The organism is Streptomyces sp. NPDC001828 (assembly GCF_042892175.1).
GTDB lineage: Bacteria > Actinomycetota > Actinomycetes > Streptomycetales > Streptomycetaceae > Streptomyces.
Map to the genome: position 1 here is coordinate 67523 of NZ_JBIATV010000007.1, position 12957 is coordinate 80479.

General features: G+C 71.8%; 10 protein-coding genes, 1 tRNA gene and 1 other RNA gene. 5 read left to right on the forward strand and 7 right to left on the reverse strand.

Annotated elements, in window-relative coordinates:
• Window positions 1–48 precede the first annotated feature (48 nt).
• Window positions 49–147: signal recognition particle sRNA small type (gene ffs, locus ACFYZA_RS20620), an RNA gene on the reverse strand.
• A 71-nt stretch (window positions 148–218) separates the two neighbouring features.
• Between ffs and ACFYZA_RS20625 the strand changes: the two genes are divergently transcribed.
• Window positions 219–306: transfer RNA gene (locus tag ACFYZA_RS20625), tRNA-Ser, on the forward strand.
• A gap of 151 nt (window positions 307–457) precedes the next feature.
• On the opposite strand, the gene ACFYZA_RS20630 is transcribed toward ACFYZA_RS20625, so the two are convergent.
• Window positions 458–976: a two-component system response regulator gene (locus ACFYZA_RS20630; protein ID WP_388492033.1), complete on the reverse strand. Its 519-nt coding sequence runs from the start codon at window positions 974–976 to the stop codon at window positions 458–460.
• Window positions 977–1512: 536 nt separating this feature from the next.
• Here ACFYZA_RS20630 and ACFYZA_RS20635 point away from each other — a divergent pair.
• Window positions 1513–2721: a hypothetical protein gene (locus ACFYZA_RS20635; RefSeq protein WP_388492035.1), complete on the forward strand. Its 1209-nt coding sequence runs from the start codon at window positions 1513–1515 to the stop codon at window positions 2719–2721.
• 84 nt (window positions 2722–2805) lie between these two features.
• Here ACFYZA_RS20635 and ACFYZA_RS20640 read toward each other — a convergent pair whose 3' ends face one another.
• The 4 genes from ACFYZA_RS20640 to ACFYZA_RS20655 all read right to left on the reverse strand — a co-directional run bounded on the left by ACFYZA_RS20640 (window position 2806) and on the right by ACFYZA_RS20655 (window position 8765).
• Complete coding sequence (locus ACFYZA_RS20640) at window positions 2806–3282, reverse strand: GNAT family N-acetyltransferase (RefSeq protein ID WP_388492037.1); 477 nt, start codon at window positions 3280–3282, stop codon at window positions 2806–2808.
• A 360-nt stretch (window positions 3283–3642) separates the two neighbouring features.
• Window positions 3643–5190, reverse strand: coding sequence for an alpha/beta hydrolase (locus tag ACFYZA_RS20645; protein WP_388492038.1), 1548 nt, complete (start codon window positions 5188–5190; stop codon window positions 3643–3645).
• Between the two features lie 165 nt (window positions 5191–5355).
• Window positions 5356–6279 carry a cation diffusion facilitator family transporter gene (locus ACFYZA_RS20650; RefSeq protein WP_388492040.1) on the reverse strand — a complete coding sequence of 308 codons (924 nt, stop codon included), beginning with the start codon at window positions 6277–6279 and terminating at the stop codon, window positions 5356–5358.
• Window positions 6280–6338: 59 nt separating this feature from the next.
• Complete coding sequence (locus tag ACFYZA_RS20655; protein WP_388492042.1) at window positions 6339–8765, reverse strand: germacradienol/geosmin synthase; 2427 nt, start codon at window positions 8763–8765, stop codon at window positions 6339–6341.
• Window positions 8766–9077: 312 nt separating this feature from the next.
• Here ACFYZA_RS20655 and ACFYZA_RS20660 point away from each other — a divergent pair, with 312 nt between their 5' ends.
• The gene (locus ACFYZA_RS20660) at window positions 9078–9659 is read left to right on the forward strand and encodes an HhH-GPD-type base excision DNA repair protein (protein ID WP_382582814.1); all 582 of its coding nucleotides are present in this window, start codon (window positions 9078–9080) and stop codon (window positions 9657–9659) included.
• Window positions 9660–10063: 404 nt separating this feature from the next.
• On the opposite strand, the gene ACFYZA_RS20665 is transcribed toward ACFYZA_RS20660, so the two are convergent.
• Entirely contained in the window at window positions 10064–11767 is a 1704-nt protein-coding gene (locus ACFYZA_RS20665; RefSeq protein ID WP_388492043.1) for a helicase HerA-like domain-containing protein, read from the reverse strand.
• 96 nt (window positions 11768–11863) lie between these two features.
• On the opposite strand from ACFYZA_RS20665, the gene ACFYZA_RS20670 reads away from it, so the two are divergent.
• Together ACFYZA_RS20670 and ACFYZA_RS20675 are read left to right on the forward strand one after the other, a co-directional pair.
• On the forward strand, window positions 11864–12160 hold the full coding sequence (locus ACFYZA_RS20670) for a type II toxin-antitoxin system VapB family antitoxin (protein ID WP_053725882.1): 297 nt from the start codon (window positions 11864–11866) through the stop codon (window positions 12158–12160).
• 113 nt (window positions 12161–12273) lie between these two features.
• Entirely contained in the window at window positions 12274–12897 is a 624-nt protein-coding gene (locus tag ACFYZA_RS20675; RefSeq protein ID WP_382582817.1) for a LytR C-terminal domain-containing protein, read from the forward strand.
• Window positions 12898–12957: the final 60 nt, after the last annotated feature.

Genomic DNA, 12957 nt, shown 5'->3' on the forward strand with positions numbered 1-12957 from the left:
GCCGAACCGGCCCCGCACACAAGGGGATGGGACGCCCCGCGCCCCACAAAATAAAGCGCCCCCCACGCACCCGCCAGAGCCGACCTACCCTTGCTGCCTTCCGGCCCTGGGGGAGTTCAGTCAGATAGCGCCACGTGAGGGGCTGCGCACAGCGTACCTGATCCCTGAGGTGGGAACGAGTTCGCGAGCACCCCTCAACGTCTTGTATTGTTTGCCCCGGAGGATTCGCCTAGTGGCCTAGGGCGCACGCTTGGAAAGCGTGTTGGGGGCAACCCCTCACGAGTTCGAATCTCGTATCCTCCGCCAGTGCCTCACCGGGCACGATGTTGAAGGCCCCGACCGGGAAACCGGCCGGGGCCTTCTCCGTGTTCGGGGGTCTCCGCACGCCGGGGCGGGGAGGTCCCCTCGGCTCGGGGGACGAGACGGCTCCCTCGTGGACAAGCCGCCCGCCCCCGCCTCACCGAGGCGGTTCGTCCGGCTGGTGGGGGATTCGGATGGTTTCGGTGGGGTGCAACTGGCGGCGGCGGGCGGGGAGTTGGGCCGGTTCGGCCGGGTGGTTGCGGGGGCCCCGTTGGCGCGGGTTGCTCGTGAGCAGGGTGCTGGTGCGGTAGAGGTACTGGACCTTGATGCGTAAGGCCCAGGGGTCGAGCGGCTTGATCAGGTAGTCGGCCACGCCCAGGTGCAGGGCCTGGGCGGCCATGTCGCTGTCCTGGCCCATGCCGGTCACCAGGATGACGGGGATCAGCTGGGTCTGGGTCAGGCGGCTCAGATAGCGGGCGACGTCCAGGCCGCTCACGCCGGGCATCACGACGTCGAGGACCGCGACCGCTATTCCCCCGTGCAGCGCGGCCTTGAGGGCGGCGTCCCCGCTGGTCGCGAGCTCCAGGGGGTAGCCGAGCGGCGCGAGGATGCTCTCCATGGCGAACAGGTTGTCCTCGTGGTCGTCGACCAGTAGCACCTTCATGTCCGCGGACATGGCCCCATCACCTTCATTCGGGAGCGCCGGGGTAGGCATATGCCCGTTCGCGGCCGCTCGTACGCAGTCGGGGAGCACCACTGTGGTGTGCATGTGGGGGATGCACATGTGGCATGCATGTGCCGGGTCGGTCCGCACATAGTCGTCGGCTGGCTGTGTGGGAGGAATTCTCGCACCGGGCGCCCCGGAACATCAGGGTGTCGACGATGTCTGTTGTCTCCGGCCTCGGCCCCACTTCTCGCCGCCTCGACCGCTCCTCCACGGCACTGGGTGCCAACACGCAAGTGCCAGTGGCGCATGTCCCGCCGTCGCTCACACCTATGGGTGAACCCGCGCAGGTGGGCGGGCCGATCCACGCCGGGGTGCGCCGGCGCGGCGACCACCGCATGATCGATTCCGCCGGGGCGGCCCGCGCTCCGCTATTGGTCTGAACCACCTTTCCACAGACGGAACTTGGGCCCCCGATGGGTTCAGGATGACCGGATGATGATCCCGTCATCCCCTTCCGTGCGGTACGCGGCCCCGAGCGGCGAGCGATGAACGCACCCGTCTTCCTGGCCCGCGACCGGTCGGCCGCCCTCGCCCGCGCGGCGATCGGCGTCGCGCTCCTGCTCGTCGCCGGCTGGCTGCTCCTGGTCACCGTGCCGCACGCGCTCGATGTGGAGCGGGCGTTCGCGGCGGCGGGCGACTGCCCGGTCGCCGAGGTCTCGACGGAGTGCAGACACACCGTCGAGGCCACGGTGACCTCCACCGCGGCCGACCACCAGCACCGCTCCACGTACTACTGGCTGGGCCTCGGCCACGTACAGGACGGCCCCGGGGCGCTGCCGGGGCGGCTGAAGACCAGCCCGCCGATGCACCCGCCCGGCCGGGCTGTCGCCGCGCCACCGCGCCGCGTCAAGATGGACGGCCGCACCCCCGTCTTCGCGGTGGTCCGCCCCGGCGCCGCCCTTCAACTCACCTACTGGCGTGGGGAGATCAGGTACGTCGAGTTCCGGGGCATGCGCCAGTACACGACGGCGGACCCGCGCGGCGGCTACCGGCTGCCGCTGGCCGCCGCGCTCTTTCTGCTCTCCGTGGGCGGGGCCTGCCTGCGCAGCGGGTACTGCTCGGCACGGCGTGCCACTGGGTCCACCGGTTCGGCGGATGCCGTCGGGGCTGCCGGGTCGGCCGGGTCGGTCCCGCAGGAGACCTGGCGGATCATCGTGCCGCTGGCCGCGGTGCTGCTCATCGCCTGCTTCGCCTTCGGCACGCCGTGGGCCACCGGCGGGGTGCCGACCGCCGTGCTGCTCACGGCGGTCGGAGCCGTTCCGGTCCTCACCGGGGCCGCCTGGGTGACGCACCGCCGTCGCCACCGCACCACCGACACCATCAGGGTGGCCCCGCTGTCACCCTCCGTGGAGGAGTGCTTTCCGGGCACCATTCGCGGTGAAGTCCCCTACAGCCACGAGGAGTTCGGCTATCTGGTCGCTGCTCCGGGGCTGCTCGCCTCCACCCCCGATCCGTTCGGCCGGCTAGCCCGGGTCCCCGTGCCGCGCAGCCTCACGGTGGTCCGGGTCAGGCCGCCGTACTGGACCGACCCGGGGCCCCGGCCCGCGCCCGGCTCGCAGGTGGTGGAGTGCCGGGACGGTACGACGCCGGTCTATGTGGTCACCGAACACTGTTACAGCGCTTGGGTGTTGGGGGCCCTGAGGCGCCCTGCGGATTCGCAGTACCGGGCGGGTGGGACGACACGGCTTCCGTAGGCGCGCGCACAGGGGCGCCTACGGAAGCCGGCCCAAGGCCCGGGCCGGCCTGACGGCCAATACAGCCCTGTCAGCCCGCCGCGCCTACGTCCCGAACGGCGCCGGGTACTGGATCACGCCCGTCGGCGCCGGCGCCCCTCCCGGCCGCAGCCGGAGCGCCATCATCGCCTCGTCGGGCACCTCGAAGGGGGCCCGGATGCCGAGCGCCGAGGCCGGGGTGAAACCGAAGCGGGGGTAGTAGTCGGGGTGGCCGAGCACCAGGACCAGATCCTCGCCCCGCTCCCGCGCGGCGGCGAGCGCGGCCCGCACCACGGCGGATCCCGCGCCCGTGTGCTGATGCCCGGGGGCCACCGCGACGGGCGCGAGGGCCAGCGCCGGGGCGCCGTCGACCCGGCACCGGGTCAGCAGCGCGTGGCCGGCGACCGAGCCGTCCGGGGCCTCCGCCACGATCGAAAGGCCGGGGATCCACGCCTCGTCGGCGCGCAGCGCGTCGACGAGGTCGGCCTCGAGCTCGGTGGGGAACGCGGCCAGGTTCACGGCGCGTACCGCCTCGATGTCCACGGGGGCCTCGGGCCGGGTGCGCCAGGTGGTGCCGGCGTGCGATGTTCGTCCGGACGCCGACCCGGAGGGGTTGGCGGGGGGAGTGGGGGAAGGAAACGCGGGCGGAGTCGCAGCAGGGTCGTGCTCCGGCGACATGGGCTCGGGAGACGTGGACCCGGAAGACGTGGGCTCGGGAGACATGGGCTCCGGAGACATGGGTGAGGTATCCATATGTCGGCGATCGTGCCATTTACCCCACGCGCGGCCCAGCGAATTTAGGCCCGGGTGACCGTGGCCGCCCCGCTCGACCGGCCGCCACCGGCCACTCGGCGGGACCCGGCCGCCAAGCCCGGCCCCGCACCCGTCCGCTCTCCGGCCCGGCTACTCGTCCGGTACCTCCGCCGGGCAGCTCGTTCCCGCCGGCGGTACCGTCCCGGCCGCGAAGAAGGCGTCCACCTTGGCGCGGATGCACTGCGAAGCGGCGTACGCCCCATGTCCCTCGCCCTCGTATGTCATCAGGACACCCGAACCGAGCTGTTTGGCTGTGGCCTGGGCCCATGGGTACGGCGTCGCCGGATCGCCCTTGCCGCCCACGACCAGGATCTTGGGCGCGCCGGGGTGGTCGATCCGGCGGATGTAGTCGGTGCCCGCGGGCCACCCCGCGCAGGCGACGGCCCGCGCGGCCGTGCCGGGCCCGAAGTACGGGGATTCCCGGGTGAGTTGACGCTGTACGGCGTCGTACTCCCTGGTCGGGTCGGCCGGCCGCACCGGGTCGTCCGCGCAGTTGATCGCGAGCATCGCCTCGTCGGAGTTGCCGGCGGGCGCGTCGTCCGTGCCCGCGCCCGGGTTGAGCGAGGCGAGGACGGTGGGGTCGTCGTCATCGAGGAGGGCGGCGATGCCCGCCGACAGGGTGGGCCAGGAGGCCTGGCTGTAGAGGGCGGACTGCACGGCGCTGTGCAGGTCGTCGCTGGTGAAGTCCTGGTTGTCGGAGCCCGTCACCGTCTTCCCGTCGGCGAGCTTCGCGACCGCCCGGTCGAAGGTCGCGCCGACCTGCTCCGGGCTGGTGCCGAGCTCGCAGTTCTGCTGGGCGCAGCCGGCGAAGAACGCGTCGAGGGCCTGCTGGAAGCCCTTGGTCTGCGCGAGCGCGTCCTGCTCGGCACTGCCCCGCAGGGTGTCGACGGCGTCCAGGACCATCCGGCCCGTCCGCTTCGGGAACTGGCTCGCGTAGACCGCGCCCAGCCGCGTCCCGTACGAGATCCCCAGGTAGTTGAGCTTCTCGTCGCCGAGCACCTCGCGCAGCACGTCCATGTCGCGGGAGGTGTTGACGGTGCCCACGTGGTCGAGCACCGGCCCGGTCTTCGTGCGGCACGCCTGGGCTGTGCGCTTCGCCTCGGCGACGGCGGCGGCCCCCGTACCCGGCGTGTCCCGGTCCCCGTCGTCGAACCGTGCCGCCTCTTCCTCGCCGCCGCAGCGCACGGGAGAGCTGCGGGCGACGCCGCGCGGGTCGAAGCTCACCAGGTCGTACTGCTTGTCGATGCCGGCCGCCACGTCCCGGAAGGCGGCAAGCCCGTCGACCCCGGATTCGCCGGGGCCGCCGAAGTTGAAGACGACGGATCCCTTGCGGTCGGCGCCGGTGGCCGCGCTCCTGATGCGGGCCAGCGCGAGCGCGATGTCGCCCTTGCCGGGGTCCGCGTAGTCGACCGGCACACTGAGGGTGCTGCACTCCATACCCCTTACGGAGTCCAGGAGTTCACCGGTCTGGCCCTCGGTCGGTTGGCACGGTTCCCAGCCGATCTTCTGCTGGTAGAACCGCTCCAGGTCCGGCCCCGGACCGGCGGCGCGAGTGACGGTGGCGGGCCCGATCAGGGCCAGAGCCGCACCGGCCCCGGCCGCGACCACCCGTCGAGCGAGCTGTGCCGCACCCTTCATGGACTCACCCTTCCAGGAAGCGGAGCCCCCCGAACAGGCTAGACAGCCCCGTCCGAACCCGCGCGCCGAACCGCGCTCACACCCGGCGCCCCGGGCGCCGCTCCCCCGTCCGGCACCCGGTCCCGCGGCCCCTGGGTGCGGCCCGTCGACCCCGGCGGCAGCGGCTCAGCGGTGGAGGGAGTCCGCGGCCTCGGTATGGCCCTCGGGTTCCAGCTGGATCGTGGAGTGGGCCACGTCGAAGTGGTCCCCCACACAGCTCTGGAGCCGGCTGAGGAGCTCCCCGTACCCGCCGTCCAGGGCGGTCTCCTTCACCACCACATGTGCGGTGAGCACAGGCATCCCGGACGTCACCGTCCAACCGTGCAGATCATGTACGTCCACCACACCCGGCTCCTCGAGAAGGTGGCGGCGGACCTCCGCGAGGTCCACGTCGTTGGGGGCCGCCTCCATCAGCACGTGCAGGGCGTCGCGCAGCAGCCCGTACGTGCGGGGCACGATCAGCAGACCGATGACGATGGAGGCGATGGGGTCGGCGGCCTGCCAGCCGGTGAACAGGATGATCAGGCCGCCCACGATGACCGCCACCGAGCCGAGCGCGTCGCCGAGCACTTCGAGGTAGGCGCCGCGCAGGTTGAGGCTCTTGTCCTTGGCGTCCTTCAGGAGCCACAGACCCACCAGGTTCGCGGCGAGTCCGCCCAGCGCCACCGCGAACATCAGCCCGCCCTTGACCTCGACCGGCTCGCTGAAGCGGCGGATCGCCGAGTACAGGACCCAGACGAAGATCGCGGCCAGGAGCAGGGCGTTCAGGACCGCCGAGAAGATCTCCACCCGGTAGAAGCCGAAGGTGCGGCGCGGGGTCGGGGCCCGCTGGGCGAGCGTGATCGCGCCGAGCGCGAGGGAGACCCCGACCGCGTCGGTGAGGCTGTGCGCCGCGTCGGCGAGCAGCGCGAGGCTGCCGGAGAGCAGCGCGCCGACCACCTGGATGAGGGTGATCGCCGCGCTGATGCCGATGGTCCACAGCAGCCGGTTGCGATACGTGCCGCTGAGCGTGCCCGATGCCGCCGAGGACGCGCCGTGGTCGTGTCCCATGCGCGCGCCTCCTCGTGGCCGGGTGCGGCCCCAGGGTGTGGCCCCCGCACATTAGAGGATCACGAGGTATGGCCTCCCGCCACCGTGGGCGCCGGGAGTGTGGGCGTCCACTCGGCGGACACGGGCAGGGAGGGCACGGCGGGCCCCATGGGCTCGGGCGCCACCACGGTCACGGACGGGACGGCGGGCCCCATGGGTGCCGGCACCGCGCCGGTCACGGACGGGACGGCCAGCGGGGCGCCGGTGGGGGCGGCCGCCGCCTTCCACGCCTCCGGCAGCCGTACCCGGTCCGCCGAGGTCCCGTCCCCGCTGGGCCGCATCCACCCCGGGGCCACACCGCCCCGGAACGCGGTGTGGGGGGAGCTGCCATGGGGCAGGGTGGCCGGGAGGTCGGCGGCGCCATAGCGGCGCACCGAGACATGCCAGTTCAGAATGCCCGCGATCCAGTCCTGGAGCTCGGCCACATAGGTGCCGAGCACACGCCGCCCGTCCTCGTCGAGCTCGAAGTCCTCACACAGGAGCGGGAGTTCGTTGTCGATGACGTGCTGGAACTGGCGCAGCCGCGAGCGCATCAGGTCGTCGACGATGCGCAGCCCGGTCGGGTAGTCGCAGTTGAAGAAGTTCTGGACGACGAGGACGCCGTTGTGCAGCTCGCCCTCGTACTCGATCTCCTTCTGGTACGAGAAGACGTCGTTGAGCAGGCAGCAGTAGTCGGCGGCCGCGTTCTCCAGACTGCGGATGGGGCCGCTCTCGTAGAGTCCGGGCGGCAGTTGACCGGCGTGACGCAGGCGCGACAGGCTCATCGTGAGGTCGGAGCCGAAGGTGTAGCGGCGCATCTCGATGTAGTCGACGGGGTCGGGGATGCGGTGCTGGGCCTGGTTGAGCAGCTCCCAGAGCCAGCTTTCCAGCATGACGTCGACGGACCGGCGGAAGGCCGCGCGGGCCGCGGCCGGCATCGGCCCCGCGGTGCGCGCCCACAGGTCGGCGAGGCCCCGCTCCATGGGGGTCACCGCCGCCAGGACGCCGGCGGCGGGATCGTCGACCGGCATGCAAGCGAAGAGCCGCACGGTGGCCGCCCGCGCCCCGGCCAGGTTGCGCGGCCGGCCGTACACCAGCGGGTAGTAGTCGTCGCCGTACGTTCCCCAGGTCAGCCACTCGGTGCTGAGTTCGAGCTCCTCCGGTGTCGCGTCGGGGTCGAGTCCGGCGGCGCAGAGCGCGAAGTCGTAGCCCGCGAGCTTCTCCGCGTCCCAGAGGTCGTCGAGCAGCCCCATACGGTCCGCCCAGGCGATCGACGACACACGTGCGTGGCCCACATGCGGGCTGACCGTCAGTGGGTACGGGACGTCGAAGTCGGGCAGCAGCGACGGGCCGACCTTCTGGTTCGGTACGTGCGTGAAGCTGCGGTGCCGGGCCTCGGCGGGGCGGCCGAACAGGCTGGTGACGTCGAGCGCGGAGGTGCCGAGCACTCCGTCGAAAGGGGCCGGGCCGAGCACGGCGTCCGCGTTCATGTAGCGGCTGGAGCGCATGTGCCACTCGTGCCCGCCGGACTGCCAGTCCTGGAGGCCCTTGACGTACGCCGCGACCGCCGCGCACTGGTCCGGCCGAAGGCCCTTCTCCAGGCACAGCGCGGGGACTTCGGTGAGCGCGGTGTTCTCGAACTGCTGGAGCCGCGAGGTCAGGAGGTCGTTGACGGACTCGGCGGCCTCCTGCGTCGTGCAGCCGAGGAAGGTCTCAAGTACCAGTACGCCATTGCTGAGTTCGCCCTCGTCCTCGACCTCCCGCTGGTAGGAGAACAGGTCGTTGCGGAGGTGGACGGCGTCGGCGAAGGCGTCCGTGAGGACCCGCAGGGGCCTCGACTCGGCTACGGACGCGGGGAGTTCGGCGTTCGCGGCGTACTCGATGAGCCCGGCCGACCACGGCGCTCCGCCGACCTTGCGGCGCATCTCGATGTACTCGACGGGGTTCGCGATCCGGCCCGCGTTGATGTTCGCGAGCTCCCAGAGCGACTCGTTCAGCAGGTTGCGGGTGCTGATCGCGAAGCGCTCGCGCCACTCCTTCGTCATCGAGGGGACGGTGCGCGCCCACAGGTCGGCGAGGCCCGCCTCGACCGGGTTGGTCGCCTCGGGGAACCCGTCGGCGAGGTCCATGGGCATGAAGGCGGGCAGCCGGTCGAGGTACTCCTTGCCGCCCTTGCGGTCCAGGGTGCGTTTGAACATCTCCAGGAAGTGATCGTCGAAGAAGAACACCCACACATACCAGTCCGTCACCAGGGCGAGCTGTTCCGCGTCGCAGTCGGGGTGGGTGTACGAGCAGAGCAGCGCGTAGTCGTGCGCGTCCAGGTCCGCGAGCTCCCAGACTCCGGAGCCCTCCAGCATGCCCATGTCCCGGGCCCAGGTGCGCGAGTGCTCCCGCGCGGATTCCAGGTGGGGGTTGAGCCGGGCCGGATACGGCAGATAGAAATCCGGCAGAACAAAAGGCTGGCTCACTACGGTCGCCCCTCTTGGTACGCACATGGCTGGTACGCACGTGCCCGGCACGCACGTGATGGTCCGGGCGGAACTACCCGGCCCGGCGTCGGCCATTCGAGTGCCGTACGTCTGTCATACGAAAGCGTGAGCCGACTCGAAAAGGGTGCGAATGCCTCCCCTTATGTGGGGTGGGTACGTGTGGGGTGGCAGGTGTGGGCTGCGCACATGTGGGGCGCTCAGATGCGGGGCGCTCATATGTGGGGCGCGCCCAGCCGTATCGGGCGAGGGTGTCCGCGTGCGTCCCGGTCGTCGGCCGCCGATCATCGAGGCATGAAGACAACCCTTCGGCTCGCCCAGCAGCCCGAGGCCGACGAGCTGCTCGGCCGCAGCCCGCTGGCCGCGCTCGTCGGCATGCTGCTCGACCAGCAGGTGCCCATGGAGTGGGCGTTCTCGGGCCCGTACACGATCGCCCGGCGGATGGGGGTGGACGACCTCGACGCGGAGGCGATCGCGGCGTACGACCCGGAGGCCTTCGCGGAGCTCCTCAAGGAGAAGCCGGCGGTGCATCGCTACCCGGGGTCCATGGCGAAGCGGATCCAGCAGCTGTGCGGGTTCCTCGTGGAGGAGTACGGGGGTGATGCGGCCGGGGTGTGGACCGGGGTGGCGTCCGGGGCGGAGCTGCTCTCCCGGCTGGAGGCGCTGCCCGGATTCGGGGAGCAGAAGGCGAGGATCTTCCTCGCGCTCCTGGGGAAGCGGCTCGGGGTGCGGCCTCGGGGGTGGCGGGAGGCGGCGGGGCCGTACGGGGAGGCCGGGTCCTTCCGGTCGGTCGCGGACATCACCGGGCCGGAGTCGTTGGCGAAGGTGCGGGCGTACAAGCAGGAGGTGAAGGCGGCGGGGCGCGCCGCGAAGTAGCGCCGTCCCGGCCGAGCCCCTGCGGGGCCGGCCCCCCACCCCCTGGGGCTCCGCCCCAGACCCCGGTTTGTTCCCCACCCCGCCCCTTCCCGAGACCCTCCGGGGGTGGAGTGGGGTGGGCGGGCTTCCGGGGGCCGCGCCCCCGGGCCCCCCGGTTTCGGCTGCGGACCGTGCGTGGCCGTTCGCGCAGTTCCCCGCGCCCCTAGGTCCCTTTTCGGCCTCGCACCGTGCGTGGCCGGTCGCGCAGTTCCCCGCGCCCCTAGGTCCCTTTTCGGCCTCGCACCGTGCGTGGCCGGTCGCGCAGTTCCCCGCGCCCCGGCGCGAACGGGGGCTGGGGCGGAGCCCCAGGAAGGCCGGGACCCGCCGGCCCCGGGCCACGGGCGGGCAGATACCCCCGGAGGGGGTTACCTTCGGCGCGTGCCGAAGATCGAGCGGGAGATCTCCCGGCCCAGCTGCGTACCCACAGACCTCGCGAGCGAACGAAAGATCCCGCTGCTCACCACCTGCTCCGCCAGCGACGCATCCTGCTTCTTCCCACGGGACGCCGACTTGCCCGGACCCGAGGGCGCGTCCAGCGCGGCCGACACCGCCGCCTCCTCCCGCGCCCGCTCCGCCGCCGACAGCTTCTCGAAGGCGGATTCGCGGTCCACCGGCTCGGCGTAACGGGCGTACAGGATCGAGGACTTGACGGCCTGGTCGAGGGCGGCCGGGTCGATGGGGGCCATCAGCGACTGCGGGGCTCGCAGGCGGGTCGCCGCGACCGGGGTGGGGGCGCCGTTCTCGCTCAGTACGGTGATGACCGCCTCGCCGGTGCCGAGCGAGGTCAGGACCTCTTCGAGGTCGTAGGGGGAGTGCGGGAACGTGCGTACCGTCGCCTTCAACGCCTTCGCGTCGTCCGGGGTGAAGGCCCGCAGCGCGTGCTGGACGCGGTTGCCGAGCTGGGCCAGGACGTCGGCGGGGACGTCCTTCGGCGTCTGGGTCACGAAGAAGATGCCCACGCCCTTGGAGCGGATCAGCCGCACGGTCTGCGTGATCGACTCCAGGAAGGCCTTCGACGCGCCGTTGAACAGCAGGTGCGCCTCGTCGAAGAAGAAGACGAGCTTGGGGCGGTCCACATCGCCGACCTCGGGGAGCTTCTGGAAGAGGTCGGCCAGCAGCCACATCAGGAAGGTGGAGAAGAGGTGGGGCTTGTCCTGGACGGCGGGGAGTTCGAGGACCGACACCAGGCCCCGGCCGTCCGGCGCCAGCCGCAACAGCTCGCTCGTGTCGAACTCCGGCTCCCCGAAGAACGCTTCGGCACCCTGCTGCTCGAACGCGGTGATCGCCCGCAGGATCACTCCGGCGGTGACGGACGACAGGCCGCCGATTCCCTTGAGTTCGGCCTTGCCGACGTCCGAGACCAGGAAGCCGACGACCGCCTTCAGGTCCTTCAGGTCGTACAGCTCGAGGCCCTTGGTGTCGGCGTAGTGGAAGATCAGGCCGAGCGACTGCTCCTGCGTCTGGTTGAGCTGGAGCACCTTCGACAGGAGTACGGGGCCGAAGCTGGTGACCGTGGCGCGCAGCGGGATGCCGGGGCCGATGCCGCCGAGTCCGTAGAACTCGCAGGGGAATCCGGCCGCCTCCCACTCCTGGCCGACCTGCGCGGCCCGTTCGGCCACCTTGTCGCCCGCCTGGCCCGGCGCCGAGATGCCCGAGACGTCCCCCTTGACGTCCGCGAGGAACACCGGCACTCCGTTGGCGGAGAGCTGTTCGGCGATGAGCTGGAGGGTCTTGGTCTTGCCGGTGCCCGTCGCGCCGGCGACCAGGCCGTGGCGGTTGAGCATGGAGAGGGGGATGCGGATGGGCGCGTCCGGCAGGCACTGGCCGTCCCACAACAGCGCGCCCAATTCCATCGCGGGGCCCGTGAAGCCGTACCCCGCGGCGATCTCGGCGGCGGGCTGCGGCGCGGCGGGGGCGGTGTCGGCGGCCGTGGGGGGCGCGGTGTCGGCTGGCGCGGGGGGCGCGGACGCGTCGGCGGGCGCCGGGGCGGGATCCCGCGCTCCGGTTTCGTCCGGCCCCGCGGCGCTGATGGGCTCGCGCGCGGCCGCCGTCTGGTCGCTGTCGGTCATGGCGAGCCCCCTGCGTCGGGTTCTTGGCGTTTTGCCCAGGATTGCACTCGGGCTCCATGGCTGCGCCCGGAGCCGCTCGCCCGGTAGGCTTTCCGTGTGATCTTCAAGCGCATCGGAAGCGGGCGGCCCTACCCCGACCACGGCCGGGAAAGCACCCGGCAGTGGGCGGACGTCGCGCCGCGCCCGGTCCGGCTCGATCAGCTCGTGACCACCAAGGGCCAGCTCGACCTCGAGACCCTCCTCGCCGAGGACTCCACGTTCTACGGCGACCTCTTCGCGCACGTCGTGAAGTGGCAGGGCGACCTCTACCTGGAGGACGGTCTCCACCGGGCGGTACGGGCCGCGCTCCAGCAGCGCCAGGTTCTGCACGCCCGCGTACTCGAAATGGACTGAACCCGACAGCCGGGTGAGCCTTTCGGACCTTTTGCCGCGCATACGGGCGCACACACGCCCCGGCGGTTGATCATTTAGTAGGCATCGTCCCGGGTCGGCACTACCCTGCGCCTATGAGCATGCTCACTCCCCCCGGCATGGGCGGAAAGTACCGCATCAAGGGTGACGCCTACCCGCGGATGCGACGTCCCCGTAAGCGCGGCCGGCTGGTCCTCGCGCTGGTCGGCGCGGTCGTGGCCCTCGGCCTGATCGGCTGGGGGACGATCCAGCTCATCGACGTGTTCGGGGGCGGCGACAAGGCCAAGGCCGCCGCCCACAAGAAGGACTGCCCGGCGCCCGCCGCGTCCGGTGCTCCCCAGGTGGCGCTGCCGAAACCCGCGCAGATCACCGTGAACGTCTACAACGCGACCCCGCGCGGCGGCCTGGCCAAGTCGGTCGCCGACGAGCTGAAGAAGCGCGGCTTCGCGATCGGCAAGGTCGGCAACGCGCCCGCCGAGTACGACAAGAAGGTCCCCAACAACGGGATGCTGCTCGGCGCGCCGACGGCGACCCGCGGCCCCTTCTCCGTACTCGGGACGCAGCTGAAGGGCACGACGCAGAAGACCGACACGCGCGACACGCCGGACGTCGACCTCATCATCGGGACCACTTTCGCGAACCTGAACGCACCGAAGGACGCGGACACGGCCCTGGCCGCCCTGGCCAAGCCCGCACCCGCGCCCTCCGGTAAGTGCTGAAGAAGTCCTGAGCGCGCCTCGCCCGGGACGCTGCCCGGAACCGGTCGGCGGCGCCCCGCG

What these genes read in the sequence shown, in the direction of transcription:
- ACFYZA_RS20630 (WP_388492033.1), bottom strand. Translation starts at nt 976, where the DNA reads ATGTCCGCGGACATGAAGGTGCTACTGGTCGACGACCACGAGGACAAC.
- ACFYZA_RS20635 (WP_388492035.1), top strand. Translation starts at nt 1,513, where the DNA reads ATGAACGCACCCGTCTTCCTGGCCCGCGACCGGTCGGCCGCCCTCGCC.
- ACFYZA_RS20645 (WP_388492038.1), bottom strand. Translation starts at nt 5,190, where the DNA reads ATGAAGGGTGCGGCACAGCTCGCTCGACGGGTGGTCGCGGCCGGGGCC.
- ACFYZA_RS20650 (WP_388492040.1), bottom strand. Translation starts at nt 6,279, where the DNA reads ATGGGACACGACCACGGCGCGTCCTCGGCGGCATCGGGCACGCTCAGC.
- ACFYZA_RS20660 (WP_382582814.1), top strand. Translation starts at nt 9,078, where the DNA reads ATGAAGACAACCCTTCGGCTCGCCCAGCAGCCCGAGGCCGACGAGCTG.
- ACFYZA_RS20665 (WP_388492043.1), bottom strand. Translation starts at nt 11,767, where the DNA reads ATGACCGACAGCGACCAGACGGCGGCCGCGCGCGAGCCCATCAGCGCC.
- ACFYZA_RS20675 (WP_382582817.1), top strand. Translation starts at nt 12,274, where the DNA reads ATGAGCATGCTCACTCCCCCCGGCATGGGCGGAAAGTACCGCATCAAG.